18 protein-coding genes are annotated in these 17550 nt (G+C 67.0%); 10 read left to right on the plus strand and 8 right to left on the minus strand.

Features of this window, described 5'->3' with window-relative positions; genetic code table 11:
• The first annotated feature begins 132 nt into the window (after nucleotides 1–132).
• Genes pgsA through CG51_RS12455 form a run of 3 tightly spaced genes read left to right on the plus strand, consistent with a single transcriptional unit; the run spans nucleotide 133 to nucleotide 1493 of the window.
• Nucleotides 133–798, plus strand: a complete 666-nt coding sequence (pgsA, locus tag CG51_RS12445; protein WP_035745508.1) for a CDP-diacylglycerol--glycerol-3-phosphate 3-phosphatidyltransferase — start codon at nucleotides 133–135, stop codon at nucleotides 796–798.
• Nucleotides 795–1043 carry a molybdopterin converting factor subunit 1 gene (gene moaD / locus CG51_RS12450; RefSeq protein WP_035745509.1) on the plus strand — a complete coding sequence of 83 codons (249 nt, stop codon included), beginning with the start codon at nucleotides 795–797 and terminating at the stop codon, nucleotides 1041–1043. Before pgsA ends, moaD begins: the two co-directional genes overlap by 4 nt.
• Nucleotides 1044–1046: 3 nt before the next feature.
• Complete coding sequence (locus CG51_RS12455; RefSeq protein ID WP_035745510.1) at nucleotides 1047–1493, plus strand: molybdenum cofactor biosynthesis protein MoaE; 447 nt, start codon at nucleotides 1047–1049, stop codon at nucleotides 1491–1493.
• A gap of 1101 nt (nucleotides 1494–2594) precedes the next feature.
• On the opposite strand, the gene CG51_RS12460 is transcribed toward CG51_RS12455, so the two are convergent.
• The 3 genes from CG51_RS12460 to ubiA are packed head-to-tail and all read right to left on the minus strand — an operon-like array spanning nucleotide 2595 to nucleotide 6029.
• Complete coding sequence (locus CG51_RS12460) at nucleotides 2595–2912, minus strand: hypothetical protein (protein ID WP_035745511.1); 318 nt, start codon at nucleotides 2910–2912, stop codon at nucleotides 2595–2597.
• Between the two features lie 59 nt (nucleotides 2913–2971).
• A complete protein-coding gene (locus CG51_RS12465; protein ID WP_084695174.1) occupies nucleotides 2972–5005 on the minus strand; it encodes an OmpA family protein in 2034 nt (677 codons plus the stop codon).
• 58 nt (nucleotides 5006–5063) lie between these two features.
• Nucleotides 5064–6029, minus strand: a complete 966-nt coding sequence (ubiA, locus tag CG51_RS12470; RefSeq protein ID WP_051930549.1) for a 4-hydroxybenzoate octaprenyltransferase — start codon at nucleotides 6027–6029, stop codon at nucleotides 5064–5066.
• 12 nt (nucleotides 6030–6041) lie between these two features.
• Between ubiA and CG51_RS12475 the strand changes: the two genes are divergently transcribed.
• The 4 genes from CG51_RS12475 (at nucleotide 6042) to CG51_RS12490 (ending at nucleotide 10068) form a co-directional block, all read left to right on the plus strand.
• Complete coding sequence (locus CG51_RS12475) at nucleotides 6042–6761, plus strand: 16S rRNA (uracil(1498)-N(3))-methyltransferase (protein ID WP_035745512.1); 720 nt, start codon at nucleotides 6042–6044, stop codon at nucleotides 6759–6761.
• A 375-nt stretch (nucleotides 6762–7136) separates the two neighbouring features.
• Complete coding sequence (locus CG51_RS12480; RefSeq protein ID WP_051930551.1) at nucleotides 7137–8111, plus strand: GNAT family N-acetyltransferase; 975 nt, start codon at nucleotides 7137–7139, stop codon at nucleotides 8109–8111.
• Nucleotides 8108–8638 (plus strand): hypothetical protein, encoded by a 531-nt coding sequence (locus CG51_RS12485; RefSeq protein WP_035745513.1) that lies wholly within the window; start codon nucleotides 8108–8110, stop codon nucleotides 8636–8638. Before CG51_RS12480 ends, CG51_RS12485 begins: the two co-directional genes overlap by 4 nt.
• A 68-nt stretch (nucleotides 8639–8706) precedes the next feature.
• Complete coding sequence (locus tag CG51_RS12490; protein ID WP_035745514.1) at nucleotides 8707–10068, plus strand: glutamate--cysteine ligase; 1362 nt, start codon at nucleotides 8707–8709, stop codon at nucleotides 10066–10068.
• A 40-nt stretch (nucleotides 10069–10108) separates the two neighbouring features.
• Here the strand turns inward: CG51_RS12490 and plsY are convergent, their stop codons facing one another.
• The 4 genes from plsY to CG51_RS12510 form a co-directional block, all read right to left on the minus strand.
• On the minus strand, nucleotides 10109–10717 hold the full coding sequence (gene plsY / locus CG51_RS12495) for a glycerol-3-phosphate 1-O-acyltransferase PlsY (RefSeq protein WP_035745578.1): 609 nt from the start codon (nucleotides 10715–10717) through the stop codon (nucleotides 10109–10111).
• Entirely contained in the window at nucleotides 10717–12066 is a 1350-nt protein-coding gene (pyrC, locus tag CG51_RS12500) for a dihydroorotase (protein ID WP_084695178.1), read from the minus strand. Before pyrC ends, plsY begins: the two co-directional genes overlap by 1 nt.
• 388 nt (nucleotides 12067–12454) lie before the next feature.
• On the minus strand, nucleotides 12455–13018 hold the full coding sequence (locus CG51_RS12505) for a hypothetical protein (RefSeq protein ID WP_035745515.1): 564 nt from the start codon (nucleotides 13016–13018) through the stop codon (nucleotides 12455–12457).
• The gene (locus tag CG51_RS12510) at nucleotides 13009–13971 is read right to left on the minus strand and encodes an aspartate carbamoyltransferase catalytic subunit (RefSeq protein WP_035707867.1); all 963 of its coding nucleotides are present in this window, start codon (nucleotides 13969–13971) and stop codon (nucleotides 13009–13011) included. Before CG51_RS12510 ends, CG51_RS12505 begins: the two co-directional genes overlap by 10 nt.
• Before the next feature lie 115 nt (nucleotides 13972–14086).
• Between CG51_RS12510 and CG51_RS12515 the strand changes: the two genes are divergently transcribed.
• Both CG51_RS12515 and moaB read left to right on the plus strand, forming a co-directional pair.
• Nucleotides 14087–14911, plus strand: coding sequence for a uracil-DNA glycosylase (locus CG51_RS12515; RefSeq protein WP_035745516.1), 825 nt, complete (start codon nucleotides 14087–14089; stop codon nucleotides 14909–14911).
• Nucleotides 14908–15432: a molybdenum cofactor biosynthesis protein B gene (gene moaB, locus CG51_RS12520; RefSeq protein WP_035745517.1), complete on the plus strand. Its 525-nt coding sequence runs from the start codon at nucleotides 14908–14910 to the stop codon at nucleotides 15430–15432. Before CG51_RS12515 ends, moaB begins: the two co-directional genes overlap by 4 nt.
• Here moaB and CG51_RS12525 read toward each other — a convergent pair whose 3' ends face one another.
• On the minus strand, nucleotides 15433–16806 hold the full coding sequence (locus CG51_RS12525) for an L-serine ammonia-lyase (protein ID WP_035745518.1): 1374 nt from the start codon (nucleotides 16804–16806) through the stop codon (nucleotides 15433–15435).
• Between the two features lie 77 nt (nucleotides 16807–16883).
• Here CG51_RS12525 and CG51_RS20765 point away from each other — a divergent pair, with 77 nt between their 5' ends.
• Nucleotides 16884–17534, plus strand: a complete 651-nt coding sequence (locus tag CG51_RS20765; RefSeq protein ID WP_035745520.1) for a hypothetical protein — start codon at nucleotides 16884–16886, stop codon at nucleotides 17532–17534.
• Nucleotides 17535–17550: the final 16 nt, after the last annotated feature.

Raw genomic sequence — 17550 nt, forward strand, 5'->3', positions numbered from 1 at the left:
CATGATACGCTGAAGCGGAAGCTTGGTATTCGGTAGACCGGCCCCGACCTCCGCCGCAAGAAGCGGGCTCTCCCCTTTCAACCCCCGGTCCGACGGGCTAGGTATGTCGCCGAGACAAGAGGGACGCCGCGCATGAAGTGGAACATTCCGAACATCCTCACCGTGTTCCGGCTGATCGCGGCACCGGGGGTGCCGGTGATGTTCCTTTACTTTGCCCGCCCTTGGGCCGATTGGTTCGCGCTGGCGCTCTTCATCGGTGCCGCAGTGACCGACTGGATCGATGGCTACCTCGCCCGCGCCTGGGGGCAGGAAAGTCATTTCGGCGCAGCGATGGACCCGATCGCCGACAAGGCCATGGTGGTGATCGCTTTGCTCGTGATCACCGGCTATTCCGGCATGAACCCATGGCTCATCCTCCCGGCGACCGTGATCCTGTTTCGGGAGGTGTTCGTCTCCGGACTGCGGGAGTATCTGGGAGACCGTTCGCGGCTCCTGAAGGTGACCCGGCTCGCCAAGTGGAAGACGACGGCCCAGATGGTCGCGATCGCAGTGCTGTTTCTGGGCACCGGCCTCGATTATCTGAACGGCATTCACCTGCGCGGCATGACGGCGGAGGCCTATGCCCGCGCGGTGGAACTGGGAACGGCAGATCCGGTCCGCACCTGCTTTGCCAGCGGCTGCGCCGGGGCGGCGACGGTTCTGGGGCTGGGGCTGATCTGGATCGCGGCCGGCCTTACCATCGTCACTGGTCTTGAATATTTCAGAAAGGCGCTGCCCTATCTGAAGGAGCCGAAATGATCGATATTCTCTATTTCGCCTGGGTGCGGGAGCGGATCGGCCTGCCGAAGGAGCGGCTGGAGACGACGGCGCCCGACGTGACCGCTCTGGTTGAGGAGCTGAAGGCCCGGGAGCCGCGCTATGCCGCCGCCTTCGCCGATACGCGCGCGCTGCGTGTTGCGCTGGATCAGGAACTTGCCGACTTCGACGCCCCTCTGGCCGGGGTGAGGGAGGTCGCATTCTTCCCGCCGATGACGGGGGGCTGAGGCATGGACATCCGCGTCCAGAGCGAGGCCTTCGCACCGGGGCAGGAGCTTGATGCCTTTACCCGCCGTGCCTCTGCGGCCGGGGCGGTCGTCAGCTTCACCGGTGTGGTGCGCGACGTGGCGGGCGGCCTCGTCGCCATGGAGATCGAACATTACCCCGGCATGACCGAGCGCGCCATCGCGGGGATGGTGGAGGAGGCGATGCGGCGCTTTGCGCTCCTGGATGCACTGGTGATCCACCGATACGGACGGCTTGCGCCCGGGGACCAGATCATGATGGTCGCCACGGCCTCCGCTCACCGTGGAGCGGCCTTTTCCGCAGCGGAGTTCCTGATGGACTGGCTCAAATCGCGCGCCCCCTTCTGGAAGAAAGAGCTGACGACTGGTGCAGCCGGCTGGGTCGCCCCGCGGCAGGAGGATGAAGACCAGCTTGACCGCTGGCAGGACTGATCGCAACGCTCGTGGCTCGTGGCTCGTGGCTCGTGGCTCGTGGCTCGTGGCTCGTGGCTCGTGGCTCACGTGAAAAATGGGAGATGCAGCGGTGGAGCATCATCGTGCTGATGACGCCTCCTGACATTGCGGAAGCGAACGGAAATTCTCAGCAAACCCTCCTGACCGGGATCACGCGAGTTCTGCCCAAGTTATGAGAAATCCCGCGGCGGAGAGGGATAAAATCTAGAATTTATTGCAATGGGTTATTCCGCATCTCCACCGGCAAGGGCATGCGCAGCGGAGCCGGTATGCAGGGCGCAGGAGCGAATCGCGTAGCCTCTACACGCCTTACGCCTTTCAAGCGCTGCTGTAGTTTAAAATTTGGTGGGTGAAAGTATCAAGTTTCTGACGTGTTTCATACGTCGAACAAGTCGTGCTGTGCTTACCGCGGGTGCTTGTCGCTGCGGTGCCAGATACGTTTGCGCTCGATGAGCGGAAGCGCCGCGCCGCTGCGTTGTCATGGCCCTCACCTTATCACATTAACAGGCTGCTGAAAAAGTCCTGGAGCGTCATGCCTATATGAGCCCGAAAGCGGAAAATCGGCCCGGGAACGCCCGGAAGTATATAGATTTCCGGCTAGCTTTCGTCAGTTTGCGAGGGATCTCCGTTCCAACACGGGCCGGAAAGTCTTTTTCAGCGGCCTGTTCAGGGTTCAGGATTGTGAAACTGGGATGAAAGCCGCCCGGTTCACGCCGGTGGCTGTGACCCTGGGCGGATCAACACGACTTGCTTCGGCCTTTGTCGCCATCGCGCCAAGTGCAGCGTTGGCGGCACCACGTCGGTCATTTAGATAGACCCAGCACCATGTGGGGGAGCAGAGACCCATCACAACGGCAAGATGCTTCCGCGTGGTCTGCCGACAGATGTACGCGAGACCGTGGACGGCTCCGCGATACTATCAGGAACGGGACCGGCTCAGAAAGCCTGCAAAACCCAGCTATTGTCATACCGCTCACAAGGCTGGCGCAGGAAGCCCGCAAAGCCCGACCCTCTGCTCGCATTATGCGGCAACTGGCGCCACCTTTCGCGGGCGAAGCATGGACGGCTTGGCCGGCGCGTTCAGTGCTCGCCCAGCCGATGCCGGAGGCGTTCGTTTTCCTCCCGCGCCTGCCGCACGGCGTCCATTGCCGCCATCAGTTCGGTTTCCCGGCCCTCGCTCTCGTGGCGCATCTCCTCCTCCCGCGCGGAGAGATGGGCGAGGGCCGCGTCCCGCGTCTCCTCCGCATCGTGGAGCGATTGCGCCATCCTTTCCAGTTCGTCCAGATCCGCCTGCGACACGCGCGTCAGCCGATGGACGAGCCAGTGCGCGAGCCAGCCCAGCAAAAAGGCGATGAACAGCGCAATGGCCGTGGCGATGATGAATTCGGTGCGGTTCATGGTCTTGGCCGTCGCTGGGTTCTGGTTGCCGGGAGGACCGCCTGCTGAGGCGGGGCGGTTCAGTTGGTATCAGGGGCTTCCGTGGCGGGGGAAGGTTCCTCGTCGCCGTCGATCGCATCCATCGGTTCACCCTCCTCACTCGCATCGTCGTCCATGGCCCCTTCCGTTTCATCCGCAGGGGGGGCTGCGGCCTCTGCCGCGCGGGCAGCATCGGTCACCGCTTCGGGGCGGGCCGTCGGGGCGGGCACCGGCTCCGGCAGGGCGGGCTGATCGGCGGATCCTATGATGAGGGTGAAGGCGATGCGCCGGTTGGCCTCACGCCCCTCCTCCTTGCCGTTGTCGGCGATGGGGCGCGTCTCGCCATAGCCGCGCGCCGTGAGGTTGGAGATCGGCACCCGGCGCGCAAGCAGCGCCTCCAGCACCGCCTCCGCCCGCGCCTGGCTGAGCTGGAGGTTCATCTCGTCCCGTCCTTGGCTGTCGGTATGGCCACCGATCTCCATCTTCACGTCGATGCAGGGGATCATCGCCTCCGCCACCTTGTCGAGCGTCTGGCGGGCATCTGCGTTGATCGTGGCGGACCCGGGCGCGAAGGTGATCTTGTGGCTGTCGAGGATCGCGTTGATCGTGCGCACGCATTCCTGCGGGGTCGGCAGCGCGGCCTGCGGATCCAGCCGTTCGTCATAGCTCACATCGACCGTATAGGCCGCGCGCCCGAGACGGGAGGAGAGGGTGCGGGTGATGTTGCCCCGCGCGGACTTGTCGCCGGTGACGCCCCGGACGGCGATGCGGTCCTGCGTGACCAGCAATTCACCCCGGTTCAGCTCTCCCAGCGCTTCCAGCCCTGCCAGCACGCGGAGCGCCCAGCCTTGGGGTAACCGGTCGTCGAGCCGGGTTGCGACGTTGACCGCCCCTGCGCCGAAACGGGCGCGGGCATAGCTTTCCACGGCTGCGCGCTGGCGTTCGTCAAGGAACCGGCCGCGTAGCGTGACGCCGCCTTCGGCACCCAGCGTCGCTGTGAATTCGGGCGGACCGCTCTCCGCAGTGGCGGCCTCCTGCACCGGGGCAACGGGACGGTTGGCATGGAGGGAGAAAAGGCTTGGGAGGGACGCGTCGAGATTGCTCACCACCTCCTCGAACGTCTGCGCATCGGTGCCTTCGGCGGCTTCCAGCGTGATATCCGCATCCGCGAGCGTCACCGTGCCGCCGCCAAGCGCCGTCAGGGCGGCGATGCTCCGCGCCGCGGCTTGCCCCCAGTCCTGCGAGGGCGCGCCAAGGCCGACCTGACAGTCGATCGGGTCTTTCACTCCGGCTTCCCGCGCGGCGGCGATGATCTGGCCGAGGGCCGCCTCATCGGGCGCGGCGCATGCATCGAAATGCGGATTTTGACCATCCAGTACGAAGCGCAGCGTGAACGGGGTGATGACCGGGCGAGGCGCGGAGATGTCGAGCGTGACCGGAACGCTCCTGGGCATCTGCGCCCGCAGTTCACGTTCCAGACGTTGTTTCTGCTCCGGGCTGTCCGCGACCGCGGTTACCGCCACCCTGCCCGCGGCGATGGAGATCTTAGAGCGGGGCAGGAGTTCCGCGGCCTTCACCCCGAAACCGACTGCCTCCGCCCAGCCCTGGGGCACTGGCTGCTGCGTGGCCTCTACCATATCGGAGACACGCACGCCATTCGCCACACGGATGAGTGGGTCTAGGATCGCCTCCCGCCCGGTTGCTACCGGGATCAGGCCGATCACGGAGATGCCGTCACGGTTGCGCAGGATTTCCACGGAGAGAGTCGGCGCGGGGATCACGGCGGCGGCTGCGACCTCCAGCGTATCGACGATGCGGGACGGGTCCACCACGCCCCCCGCCACCGTCAGCGCCCGGAACCGCGCGGCCTCAGTCGGCGCCGTCCCTGCCAGAGTGACCGTCAGCCCGTCGGCAGAGGCGCGCGCCCATGTCACGTTCGCAGTGTCGAGGGCGCCATCCACCGCGCGGACGGCGCGATCTTCTACCACCTGGGCGGCGAGGCTCGCCCCGATAAGGGAAAGGCCCGCCGCGGCTGCGAGGGCAAGAGTGCTGAGAAGCGCAGGGGAAAAACGCATGAAGGCCCCGTGTCGTTTCGGTCGGCGCCTGCTTAAGTCCCCTGTCTCCCGGCTTCAATCAAACGAAAAGTGAAATGGCAAGAAACAGCGCAGGGATCAGCCCCGCATCGCGGTTGGAGCGGAAAAGCCTGAGGCAGAGATCCGGGTCGTCTATGCGGAGTTTCGTCAGTTGCCACCACAGGTGAAAGCCGAAGCACCACACGCCCGCCAACCCGAAGATCAGCTTCAAAGGACTCCCTGTCGGCCCCAGAGCGGAGAGGAAGGCGAAGCTCATCAGCACGACGGAGATGCCGAGGAAGATCGTCAGCCAGCGGTGCGTATCCTCTCCGAACAGCCGGGCGGTGGACTTCACGCCGATCAGTGCGTCGTCCTCCTTGTCCTGATGAGCATAGATGGTGTCGTAGAACAGCGTCCAGGAGATCCCGGCGATATAGAGGAACACCGGTGCCCACGCCAGGTTGCCCATATGCGCCGCCCAGCCGAGCAGGGCCCCCCAGTTGAAGGCGAGGCCAAGGAACACCTGTGGCCACCAGGTGAACCGTTTGGCGAAGGGATAGATCGCAACCAGCGCCAGCGACAGCACCCCGAGCGCGATGGCCAGCCCGTTGAAGGTGAACAGGATCAGGGCGGAGATGCCCGCCTGCACCCCCATCCAGATCGCCGCCTGCCGCACCGTGACCTGACCCGAGGGAATGGGACGGGACCGGGTCCGTGCAACGGAGCCGTCGAAATCCCGGTCGGTGATGTCGTTCCAGGTGCAGCCGGCGCCGCGCATCAGGATCGCACCGACACCGCTGGCAAGGATGAGCCAGAGGTCGTAGAACGTGAACCGCGTGGCCGAGGCCGCGAGCAGGATGGACCATAGCATCGGCATGTAGAGCAGCCATGTTCCGATTGGGCGGTCCGCGCGCGACAGGCGGAGGTAAGGGCGGAACACGCGGGGCGCGCGGGTATCGACCCAGCTTCCACTGACCGCATCGGCGACGCGTCCGTCAGCCTCTGGCATTCCGAAGGGGTGGGTCATAATCTCGCCCTCATGTCACGCATCAGACTTCATGTAGACCACCCGCTCGCCCAAGGGCAATCGCTCCCGCTGACGGAGGCGCAGGCGCATTACCTGTTCGGCGTCATGCGGCTTGGCCCCGGCGATGACATTCTCGTGTTCAACGGGCGGGAGGGGGAGTTCGTCGCCCGTGTCGCTCGTGCGGCCAAGCGGGGGGGAGAGCTCGAGCTGGAGGAGAAGACGCGGCCGCTTCAGATCCCGCCCGATGTCTGGCTGCTTTTCGCCCCGATCAAGAAGGCTCGTACCGATTTCATCGTGGAGAAGGCGACGGAACTTGGCGCGGCCCGTATCTGCCCGGTGCAGACCGATTTCACCAACGCGGAACGCATCCGGCAGGACCGGTTGCAGGCCCATGCGGTAGAGGCGGCGGAGCAATGCGGGGGAACCTTCGTGCCGGAGGTGGAGGAGTTGCGCCCGCTTTCCCGCTGGCTCTCCAGCTGGGACGCAGGGCGGCGGATTCTGTGGGCGGACGAAAGCCTCGTCGGCGCGGCCGCGGCGCTTTCGGGTGCGGAGCCTGGGCCATGGGCCATCCTCATCGGGCCGGAGGGCGGCTTTTCTCCTGCCGAAAGGGACAGGCTCCGGGCACTGCCCTTCGTCTTGCCGGTCTCGCTCGGCCCGCGCATTCTGCGGGCGGATACGGCTGCCGTCGCGGCGTTGACATTGTGGCAGGCCGCGCTGGGAGACTGGGGGTGAGTGCTGCGGGAATGCCCTATCCGCCCGCAGAATGCGCAGCGGGCGCTTCCGGGATGTCGCCGTCTGCGGGTGGGAAGGTGGTGAGAGAGACCGGGGATGAGCGCTGCGAGGATTACATATCTACATGCGGTGGCGGAAGGCCGCGAGTTCCGGCCTCCCGGCGTGTCGGCTTCCGCTGTCTGCGGGTGGGAGGGTGGTGAGAGAGACCGGGGATGAGCGCTGCGAGGATGCCGTTTCTTGTGCTGTGGCAGAAGGCCGCGCGGGCCGACTTTCCGGGATGTCGGTTTCCGCTGCTCGATGGGTGGGAGGCCGCTCTGTGAGCGGGGAACGAGCGGGCAGGGCCGCACCGCGGGGTGTTGAGGTTGGAGGGAGATGATGTCTGAGATCATTAGGAAAGCCGGTGCCGAAGGCGCTCCGGCCATTGTCCGGCGGGTGATGGCACAGGAAGTGCCCGTGCTCTCCGCCTTTCTCGCCCGCCACGCGGAAACCTCCATGTTCCTGCGCGAATCACTGCTTTCCGGTATCGATGGCGGCCCTGAGCCGAAGAATGCCCGCTTCTGGTGGGTGGGTGAGGGCGCCGTCGCGCTCAGCACCGCCGGGTTCCTGTCGGTCCAGCTTCCTTCGGCCACGCCCGCCGATCTGGTCGCCCTTCGCGCCGCTCTGGCAGGGGAACGTGTTTTCGGTATCGCCGGAGAAGCGGGCCAGGTAGCCGCTCTGCTGCCTGCGCTGGAGTTGGGAGCACCAAGGTTCAACGGTGCGGAGCCGCTGTGCCGGCTGCAGTTGAGCGACCTCCGCGTGCCGGAAGGGGACGCCGTACTGCGCCGCCCGCTGACTGGCGATTTGGACTGGCTGGGCCGTTGGCGGCAGTCTTACGAGGCGGAACTTCACGGTGCGGCGGAACTTGAGGCCGTGACGCGGCATATCGCGGCGCTGATGGCGCAGGACCGGCTTCGCATCCTGATGCAGGGGGGCGTACCGGTGGCGATCACCGCTTTCAACGCGCGCCTGCCTGCGCCCGCACAGATGGTTCAGGTAGGCGGAGTCTATACACCCACCGCTTATCGCGGACGCGGCTACGCCCGCCTTGCCGTCGCGCTTCATCTGGCGGAAGCCCGTGGGCAGGGGGCGGAAACGGCCATCCTTTTCGCCTCTGGCCCACCGGCGCTCCGCGCCTATCAGGCCATCGGTTTCCGGCAGGTCGGTGCTTATCGGCTGACGCTGTTCCCCGAGGCGCGGGCCGTGCCGGTGTTGCCCCGAACGTTGGCCGATACCGCCGCTCAGTCCGGCCGGAGCACCGATCCGGGCGCTTCCGTCGCTCCCTGTCCCTCGCTCCGGAAGGAAACGCCGTGAGCGCACCGCTTCTGCGCCCCGAAGCGGTAGCCGTGCTTCGCCGCTGGCAGGAGGTGCTCACCGGTCTTGCCATCGCGGCCGTGGGCCTTTGGGTGGGGCTGTTCGGCGGCTGGTTCTTTGGCGCGGTCGGTGTGCTTGCCGGCATGGCGGGACTGGGGCTGGCCGTGATCGGGGTCAGGCGGCTGCGCTTCCGGTCTGCCACCACCGGCATCGGTGCGGTGGACGTGCTGGAGGGGCAGATCGCCTACCTCTCGCCCGTGCCGGAGCGGGGCGGCTTCGCGTCGATCCCCGAAATCACTTCCCTCTCCCTCGTTCTTTCGGATGAGGGCCGGGCATGGCGGATCGGGCAGGCGGGCGCTGCGCCGCTGGTCGTTCCGGTGGATGCGAGAGGGGCGGAGCGCCTTTATGACGTGTTCGCGACGCTGCCTGGGCTGCATCTCGGTGCCGTGCTGGCGGCGCTGGAGCGGAGTGAGGGCGATGTGCTCATCTGGCGTCGTCCTGTTCGTCAGGTCACGTCGAAGCCTTGACTTGGGCCGCGCCGATTGCGACGAGTTGCGACCGTTAAGAACTTCCCCAGAACTGCCTGGAGAGCGACATGTCCATTCCCCAGTCCGGCGGCGGGCCGATCGAGAACCGGGCCGCGCTGGCCGACTACCTTGCCTCCGGGTGCAAGCCGCCGTCAGAGTGGCGCATCGGCACGGAGCATGAGAAGTTCGGCTTCCTGACCGACAGCCACGCACCGCTTCCCTATGACGGCGAGCGTTCGATCCACGCACTGCTGAAAGGCCTGCAACGCTTCGGCTGGGCGCCGGTGGAGGAGCAGGGCAAGCTCATCGGCCTGTCCCGTGACGGGGCGAGCGTGAGCCTCGAACCCGGCGGACAGTTCGAGCTTTCCGGCGCCCCCCTCGCCACGGTGCATGAGACGGCCGCGGAAACCGCACGTCATCTCGCAGAGGTGGCGGAGGTCACGGCCGACATGGGCGTGGCGTTCATGGGGCTCGGCGCCGCGCCGGAATGGACGCAGGACGAGATGCCGGTGATGCCGAAGGGCCGCTATCGGCTGATGACCGAATACATGGGCCGCGTGGGCACCCACGGCACGCAGATGATGTATCGCACCTCCACCGTGCAGGTGAACCTCGACTTCGGGTCGGAAGCCGACATGGTGAAGAAGTTCCGCGTGAGCCTCGCGCTGCAACCGGTGGCGACGGCGCTGTTCGCCAATTCGCCGTTCTTCGAAGGCAGGCCCAACGGCCATATGAGCTGGCGCAGCCGGATCTGGCGCGATCTGGATGCCGCCCGCACGGGAATGCTGCCCTTTGTCTTCGACGAGGGCTTTGGGTTCGAGCGGTATGCCGATTGGGTGCTCGATGTGCCGATGTATTTCGTCTATCGCGATGGAAATTACGTCGATGCGCGGGGGCAATCCTTCCGCGATTTCCTCGACGGTCGTCTGCCCGCCCTGCCGGGAGAAACGCCAACCCTGTCCGACTGGGCCGACCATCTGACCACGGTCTTCCCCGAGGTCCGCATCAAGAAGTTCATGGAGATGCGCGGCGCGGACGCGGGCGACAGGGCGCAGCTTGCGGCGCTGCCCGCCTTCTGGGTCGGTCTGCTCTATGATCAGGACGCGCTGGATGCGGCATGGGAGCTGGTGAAGGGCTGGGATGCGGCTACGCGGGAGGAGCTGCGCATCGCCGCCTCCGTCTCGGCGCTCCGGGGCGAGGCGAATGGCGTCAGGCTCCACGACGTGGCGCGGGAGGCGCTGGCGCTCGCGGAAGGCGGGCTGAAAGCGCGCAACCGGCTGGACGCCGAAGGGCGTGACGAGACCGTGTTCCTTGCGACCCTGCGGGACAGGGTGGCGAGCGGCAAGGTGCCTGCCGATCGGCTGCTCGACCTCTACGACGGCGAATGGGGGCGCGATCTCTCGCGGATCTACGCTTCCCAGCAGTATTGAGAAGGGGCGGGGAGGGAAGCCCCTCTCGCCGTCTTTCGCGCTATTTCTTCGCGCCGATCCGCGATTCCGTTCCCGCGATCAGACGGGTGATGTTTTCGTGGTGGCGCAGGAAGATCAGCACCACGAGCAGCAGGATCAGTCCCACCATCTGCTGATAGCCCAGCACCCATGCCCAGACGGGCGACAGCGCCGCCGCCACCAGCGCGGAGAGCGAGGAATACCGCGTGGCATAGGCCACCACGAGCCATGCCACGCAGGCCGCGACCCCCACCGGCCAAGCCAGCGCCAGCACCACGCCAAGGAAGGTCGCCACCCCCTTGCCGCCGCGAAAGCCGATCCAGACCGGAAAGAGATGGCCCAGGAACGCGGCCAGACCGGCCACCTGCGCCGCGTCCTCGCCCAGCAGGATGCGGGCGAGGAGCACGGGCACCGCCCCCTTCACCGCGTCGAGCAGCAGGGTCAGCGCCGCCGCCTTCTTGTTGCCCGTCCTGAGCACGTTGGTCGCGCCGATATTGCCCGAACCGATCTTGCGCAGGTTGCCAAGCCCCATCGCCCGGGCCAGCAGCAGCCCGAAGGGGATCGACCCCACCAGATAGGCGAGAACCGCCGTGACGATCAGCGCGAGCGGGGAGGAGGTCAGCGCAGGGATCACGCCTGCCCCCCCAGTTTCGCGCCGTGAACCTGCCGACCAGAGACGAAGGTGGCCGCGACCTTGCCCTGCATCCGCTCTCCGTCGAACGGCGTGTTCTTGGATTTCGACAGCAGGGTGAAACGATCCAGCACGAAGGGGGCGTCGGGGTCGAACAGCACGAGATCGGCGGGCGCGCCTTCCGCCAGCCGCCCCGCTTCCAGCCCGAGCCTGCGCGCCGGGTTCAGCGCCATGGCGCGGAACAGCACCGGCAGGCTCACCAGCCCCGCGTGATGGAGCCGCAGGGCGGCGGGCAGCAGCGTCTGAAGCCCGACGGCACCGGGGGCGGCCTCCTCAAAGGGGAGGCGTTTGGATTCCTCGTCCTGCGGCGTGTGGAAGGAGGAGATCGTGTCGATCAGCCCGGAGGCGACGGCCTCCACCACCGCGCGGCGGTCCTCCTCCGAGCGGAGGGGCGGCGTCACCTTGAAGAAGGTGCGGTAGTCGCCGACATCGAGGTCGTTCAGCGTGAGGTGGTGGATCGACACACCGGCGGTGACATCCAGCCGCGCCTTCGCCCGTTCCAGAACCGGCAGGGCCCGGGCGGTGGTGATCTGATCCGCGTGGTAGCGCACACCGGTCATCTCGACGAGCGTCATGTCGCGCTCCAGTCCCATCCGCTCCGCGATGGGCGAGACGCTGGGAAGCCCGCGGAGCGAGGCGAACTTGCCCGATGTCGCTGCCGCCCCCTCCGACAGGCCGGGATCCTGCGGATGGCCGATCACCAGCGCGCCCAGCGATTTCGCATAGATCAGGCAGCGGGACAGCACTTTGGTGTTGGTCACGACATGGTCGCAATCCGAAAAGGCTACGGCGCCCGCATCGATCAGGAAGCCGATCTCCACCATCTCGCGCCCCTCCCGCGCGCGGGTCAGCGCGGCGATGTGGCGGATATGGACGGGTGAAACCTCCGCCGCGCGGCGGGTGACGAATTCCAGCATCTCCGGGCTGTCGATCGCGGGGTTGGTGTCGGGCCGGACGACCATCGTCGTCACCCCGCCCGCGGCGGCGGCCAGACCGGCGGAGCGGAAGCTCTCCTTGTGGCGCTCGCCCGGCTCACCGACCTTCACGCCCATATCGACGATGCCGGGGGCAAGGTGCAGGCCGCGCGCGTCCACGGCCTCGCCGGTGCGGTCCTGCCCGTCCACCGCGGCGATGCGGCCCTCCGCGATGCGGATCGTGCCGGGCCGCACCTCGCCCGCCTCGGGATCGACCAGCCGGACATTGGTGAGCAACAGGCCCGCGCCACTGTTGGCGGGCGGTGCGGCAAGGGCTGCGCCGCCCCCTGTCAGAGCTTCGTTCGCCTCGGTCATGGCAGCCTCCGCCTCCGTTTCCGTCGCGGCATCATGCCGCGTCATTTCATTGCGGCTGGGGGCCGCTGTATCTTGGCGCGGACCCGCAGCCGGTTCAGCACGGTTTCACGCTTCGCCTTTGTACACGCGATCTGCGATCTTCGCCGTGGCAGCGTTGCTGCATCCGCGCCGCGTGGATTTCCATACCGTCCCGGATCGCGCGGGTCCATGGTCCGGTGGGCTGCGGCGGCTCCGGCCTCCGGGAGAATGCCCGCAGCCACCGTGCCCTCGACATCTCTGCGGAGGCCCGTAAGCCCTTGCACTTCTGCTCGGGGGAGGGTGAGCTTCGCGACACCGTGGTGGGCCGCCGTCCATCCCCGTATCCGGTTCCCGCGATAAGTGCCGGTCCTCAAGGCCGTGCGATCTCCCCGCCCGCGCGGATCTTCCGCATCATGTCATACACGTGGGGGGCTTCGGCGATCCGCTGAAAGCCGACGCGACGGCGACCGGGGCGGTTGGATTTGAACTGCTGCCCGAACCAGATCGTGCCGGGCACCTCCCCATCATAGTCGAGCAGCGTCATCTCATCCAGCGGCCAGGATTTCAGCCGCTTGCGCCCCATGGGGTCCGTTGCGATGAAAGCGCGCCGGTTGGTGAGCGTGTAGACGGTGTGGCGCAGGACATAGGCCTCCCCGAGAAGCCGCAGGCCGCCATGCCACAGCCCGCCAAGCAGGATCATCACCCCGAACAGCGGAAACAGTCGGGCGATGAGGTCGTCCCCCCCGGCCTCCACCGTCACGGCGATCCAGACGAGGCCAAAGATCACCAGCGGCAATGCCGAGGCGAGCTGCCCCAGCGATGCGCGCGAAAGGTCCAGCCCCGGTTCGGGCTGCCCCTGCCAGAGAACCCGCTCTCCCGGTTCAAGTATGCCTTCCCAGCCGCCGGAGGCGGAAGCGCCCTGTGTCAGGCCCACTCACCCACCGCCTGCCGCCCACGCTCCGCCCGCAGGTTGCGGGCCAGCAGGTCCATCGCCGCCATGCGGACGGCCACGCCCATCTCCACCTGTTCCTGAATGACCGAGCGGTTGATGTCGTCGGCGATGGTACCGTCGATCTCCACCCCCCGGTTCATCGGGCCGGGATGCATGACGATGGCATCTTCCTTCGCGTGGGAGAGCTTCTCCGCATCGAGACCGTAGCGGTGGAAATACTCACGTTCCGATGGGATGAACGCTCCATCCATCCGCTCCTTCTGGAGCCTGAGCATCATGACCACATCGGCATCGGCAAGCCCGGCCTTCATGTCGTCATACACCTCCACCCCGAATTCCTGCACCCCCGTGGGCATGAGCGTCGGCGGGCCGATCAGGCGGACGCGGTTCTCCATCTTGCCCAGCAGGATGATGTTGGACCGCGCGACACGGCTGTGGGCGATGTCGCCGCAGATCGCGATGGTCAGCCGGTGGAGCCGCCCCTTCGCCCGCCGGATGGTCAATGCGTCCAGAAGGGCCTGCGTCGGATGCTCGTGCCGCCCGTCGCCCGCGTTCAGCACGGCGCAGTTCACCTTCTGCGCAAGCTGGTCCACCGCGCCGGAGTTCTGATGCCGCACCACGAGAAGGTCTGGGTGCATGGCGTTCAGGGTAAGCGCCGTGTCGATCAGCGTCTCCCCCTTCTTCACGGAGGATTGCGACACCGCCATGTTCATCACATCGGCCCCGAGCCGCTTGCCCGCGAGTTCGAAGCTCGCCTGCGTGCGGGTGGAATTCTCGAAGAACATGTTGATCTGGGTCATCCCCGCCAGCACGTCCGACTGCTTCACCGTGCGTCGGTTCAGCTCCACATATTTGTCGGACAGGTCGAGGACGGTGCGGATTTCCTCGGGGTGCAGGGGTTCGATACCCAAGAGATGCTTCGCCCGGAACGTCATGCGTGCCCCCTTCGCTGCCTGCCTGCTTATAGGGCAGGGCGGGCGGGCGGGCAAGGCGGCGCCGGGGCCTCACAAGGGAGTTTACCCAACACGCAGCCCGGCGTAAGGAAAAGGCATGCTGGAATCGCTCGATCACGAGACGGCCCTCGCGCTGCTGGAATGGCAGATCGAGCTCGGTGCGACCGAGGCGATCGGCGAGGGTCCGGTGGATCGCTTTGCCGAAAGTGCCGCTGCCCGTGCGGCACGCGCCCCCGCCCATTCACCGACCGCCCCTGGAGCCCAACCTGCCCTCCAGAACCGCTCCGCAACTCCGCCCCCCGAAGCGGAGAGCGCCGGTGATCCGGTGGCCGAGGCCCGCGCCCTCGCTGCCGCGGCGCCCGACCTTGCCGCGTTGCGGGAGGCCATGGCGGGCTATGGCCATTGCGAACTCAGGAAAGGCGCGCGGAACCTCGTCTTTGCCGATGGCCAGCCCGGCGCGCGGGTGATGATCGTCGGCGAGGCGCCTGGACGTGAGGAGGACCAGCGCGGTCTGCCCTTCGTCGGTCGCGCGGGGCGGCTGCTCGACCTGATGTTCGGTGCCATCGGTATGGGCCGTGCTGCGCCCGATGCGGAAAAGGCGCTCTACATCACCAATATCCTGCCCTGGCGGCCCCCGCAGAACCGCGATCCGTCGCCGGAGGAAATCGCCATGATGCTGCCTTTCGTGGAGCGTCATGTGGCGCTGGCAGATCCGGATTTCCTCGTCCTCATGGGTAATATTTCCTGTCAGGCGCTGCTGGGGCGCAAGGGGATCACCCGGCTCCGCGGCACTTGGCAGACGGTGTTCGGGCGGCCGGCCCTGCCGATGTTCCACCCGGCGTTCCTGCTCCGCAATCCACCGTGCAAGCGGGAAAGCTGGTCGGACCTGCTGCTTCTGCAATCCCGGCTGGAGGAAAAATGACTGATTTCATTCCGGTGCGTTTCGCCGTGCTGACCGTTTCCGACACGCGGACCACGGCGGAGGACCGCTCCGGCGATACGCTGGCTGCACGGATCACGGCGGCCAGACATCTGCTTGCCGCGCGCGGCCTGCTGCCCGATGACCGCGCCGCCATCGCGGGCCGGTTGCGGGAGTGGATCGCGGATGCGGGGATCGACGTGATCCTGACCACCGGCGGCACTGGCCTTACGGGTCGCGATGTGACGGTAGAGGCGCATCGCGATGTCTATGAGAAGGAGATCGAGGCGTTCGGCACCGTCTTCACCATCGTCTCGATGCAGAAGATAGGCACGTCAGCGGTGCAATCGCGCGCCTGCGGAGGGGTGGCGGGGGGCACGTATCTTTTCGCTCTGCCCGGCAGCCCGGGGGCCTGCAGGGATGCCTGGGACGAGATCCTCGTCCATCAGTTCGACTATCGCCACAAGCCCTGCAACTTCGTGGAAATCCTGCCCCGTCTGGACGAACATCTGAAGCGTAAGTGATCAGCAGTTCGGCACATTGACAGCGAGGCCTCCCAGCGAGGTTTCCTTGTACTTGTCGCTCATGTCCGCGCCGGTCTGACGCATCGTCTCGATACAGGCGTCCAAGGGAACGAAATGCATCCCGTCGCCGCGGAGCGCCAGCGACGCGGCGGAGACAGCCTTGATCGCGCCAAGCCCGTTCCGTTCGATGCAGGGCACCTGAACCAGCCCCTTCACCGGGTCGCAGGTCATGCCGAGATGGTGCTCCAGCGCGATCTCGGCCGCGTTCTCCACCTGCTCCGGCGTGCCGCCCATCACCTGCGCAAGCCCCGCTGCCGCCATCGCCGCTGCCGAGCCCACCTCTGCCTGACAGCCGCATTCCGCTCCGGAGATGGAGGCGTTGTGCTTCACGATTCCCCCGATGGCGGAGGCGGTCAGCAGGAAATCCCCGATCCGCGATGCGCTCGCCCCCGGCACATGGTCCAGCCAGTAGCGCAGTACGGCGGGAACCACGCCCGCCGCGCCGTTGGTGGGCGCGGTGACCACCTGTCCGCCCGCCGCATTCTCCTCGTTCACGGCCATGGCGTAGCAGGCGATCCAGTCGTTGACGGTATGCGGCGGCGCGATGTTCAGCCCCCGCTCCCGGAGCAGCGCCGCGTGGATGGCGGGCGCCCGGCGCCGTACGTTCAGGCCCCCCGGCAGGGTGCCCTCGGTCGCAAGCCCCCTGTCTATGCAGCCTGACATCACCGTCCACAGACGGCCGAGCCCGTCCTCCACCTCCCGCCGGGAGTGGACGGCGCGTTCATTGGCCCGTTTCATTTCCGCGATGGAAAGGCCAGAGGCTGCGGCCATGAGCAGCATCTCCGCCGCGCTGGCGAAGGGATAGGGCACACTGATCCGCGCAGCCCCGCCCGGTCCCGCCGCCTGTTCGTCCGGCGTCACCACGAAGCCGCCACCGATGGAATAGTAGGTTTCGCTGACAAGCGTATCGCCCTGCGCATCGCGGGCGGATAGGGTCATGCCGTTCGGGTGTCCGGGAAGCGGCGGGCCGTAGTCGAACACCAGATCGTGCTCTGGCCGGAAGCCGAGCGGCGGCAGGCCGGGGGGTGAGACCTCGCCCGTCTCGCGAATGCGGGCGAGAGCCGCTTCGGCATGATCCGCGTCGTAGGTCGCGGGCAGAAATCCGTCCAGCCCGAGTATCACCGCCCGGTCCGTCGCATGGCCGACACCCGTGAAGGCCAGCGACCCGTGCAGGCTGCACCTGAGCGCCACCGGCCGGAAGGGCGAGCCGCGGAGCAGGTCCAGAAACCGCCCCGCCGCCACCATCGGCCCCATCGTATGGGAGGAGGAGGGGCCAATACCGATCTTGAAGACGTCGAAGACGGACAGGAACATGATGCCTCGCGGTTTCCCTTCTACATAGTGCCGCCCGCCGCCCGCGTCTCCCCCCTTGACCGTGATCCGGTTATGTAGTGGCCGTTCTGGACCGCTGGACCGCTGGACCGCTGGACCGCTGGACCGCTGGACCGCTGGACCGCTGGACCGCTGGACCGCTGGACCGCTGGACCGCTGGACCGCTGGACCGCTGGACCGCTGGACCGCTGGACCGCTGGACCGCTGGACCGCTGGACCGCTGGACCGCTGGACCGCTGGACCGCTGGACCGCTGGACCGCTGGACCGCTGGACCGCTGGACCGCTGGACCGCTGGACCGCTGGACCGCTGGACCGCTGGACCGCTGGACCGCTGGACCGCTGGACCGCTGGACCGCTGGACCGCTGGACCGCTGGACCGCTGGACCGCTGGACCGCTGGACCGCTGGACCGCTGGACCGCTGGACCGCTGGACCGCTGGACCGCTGGACCGCTGGACCGCTGGACCGCTGGACCGCTGGACCGCTGGACCGCTGGACCGCTGGACCGCGGGTTGCATTTTGCTATCCCGCGCGGCGGGGGCGGTCTCGGGGTTGAGTGCCTGCCTCCGTGGCCGATTTCCTCGTGCTGTGGGTTGCTCTGCCTGCTGGCGATGACAATTCGGGTGGCGGACAAGCTGAAGGCGGACGGGCAGCAGGTTGGACCGGCAAGGAGGTTGGACCGGCAAGGAGGTTGGACCGGCAAGGGGTAAGACTGGCTGAGATGGA

The sequence above is a fragment of the Haematobacter missouriensis genome, assembly GCF_000740775.1.
GTDB classification, from domain to species: Bacteria; Pseudomonadota; Alphaproteobacteria; order Rhodobacterales; family Rhodobacteraceae; genus Haematobacter; species Haematobacter missouriensis.

What these genes read in the sequence shown, in the direction of transcription:
- moaB (WP_035745517.1), top strand. Translation starts at nt 14,908, where the DNA reads ATGACTGATTTCATTCCGGTGCGTTTCGCCGTGCTGACCGTTTCCGAC.
- CG51_RS12480 (WP_051930551.1), top strand. Translation starts at nt 7,137, where the DNA reads ATGTCTGAGATCATTAGGAAAGCCGGTGCCGAAGGCGCTCCGGCCATT.
- moaD (WP_035745509.1), top strand. Translation starts at nt 795, where the DNA reads ATGATCGATATTCTCTATTTCGCCTGGGTGCGGGAGCGGATCGGCCTG.
- pyrC (WP_084695178.1), bottom strand. Translation starts at nt 12,066, where the DNA reads ATGACCGAGGCGAACGAAGCTCTGACAGGGGGCGGCGCAGCCCTTGCC.
- pgsA (WP_035745508.1), top strand. Translation starts at nt 133, where the DNA reads ATGAAGTGGAACATTCCGAACATCCTCACCGTGTTCCGGCTGATCGCG.
- CG51_RS12525 (WP_035745518.1), bottom strand. Translation starts at nt 16,806, where the DNA reads ATGTTCCTGTCCGTCTTCGACGTCTTCAAGATCGGTATTGGCCCCTCC.
- CG51_RS12515 (WP_035745516.1), top strand. Translation starts at nt 14,087, where the DNA reads ATGCTGGAATCGCTCGATCACGAGACGGCCCTCGCGCTGCTGGAATGG.
- CG51_RS12490 (WP_035745514.1), top strand. Translation starts at nt 8,707, where the DNA reads ATGTCCATTCCCCAGTCCGGCGGCGGGCCGATCGAGAACCGGGCCGCG.
- CG51_RS12510 (WP_035707867.1), bottom strand. Translation starts at nt 13,971, where the DNA reads ATGACGTTCCGGGCGAAGCATCTCTTGGGTATCGAACCCCTGCACCCC.
- CG51_RS12455 (WP_035745510.1), top strand. Translation starts at nt 1,047, where the DNA reads ATGGACATCCGCGTCCAGAGCGAGGCCTTCGCACCGGGGCAGGAGCTT.
- CG51_RS12475 (WP_035745512.1), top strand. Translation starts at nt 6,042, where the DNA reads ATGTCACGCATCAGACTTCATGTAGACCACCCGCTCGCCCAAGGGCAA.
- CG51_RS12460 (WP_035745511.1), bottom strand. Translation starts at nt 2,912, where the DNA reads ATGAACCGCACCGAATTCATCATCGCCACGGCCATTGCGCTGTTCATC.
- ubiA (WP_051930549.1), bottom strand. Translation starts at nt 6,029, where the DNA reads ATGACCCACCCCTTCGGAATGCCAGAGGCTGACGGACGCGTCGCCGAT.
- CG51_RS12465 (WP_084695174.1), bottom strand. Translation starts at nt 5,005, where the DNA reads ATGCGTTTTTCCCCTGCGCTTCTCAGCACTCTTGCCCTCGCAGCCGCG.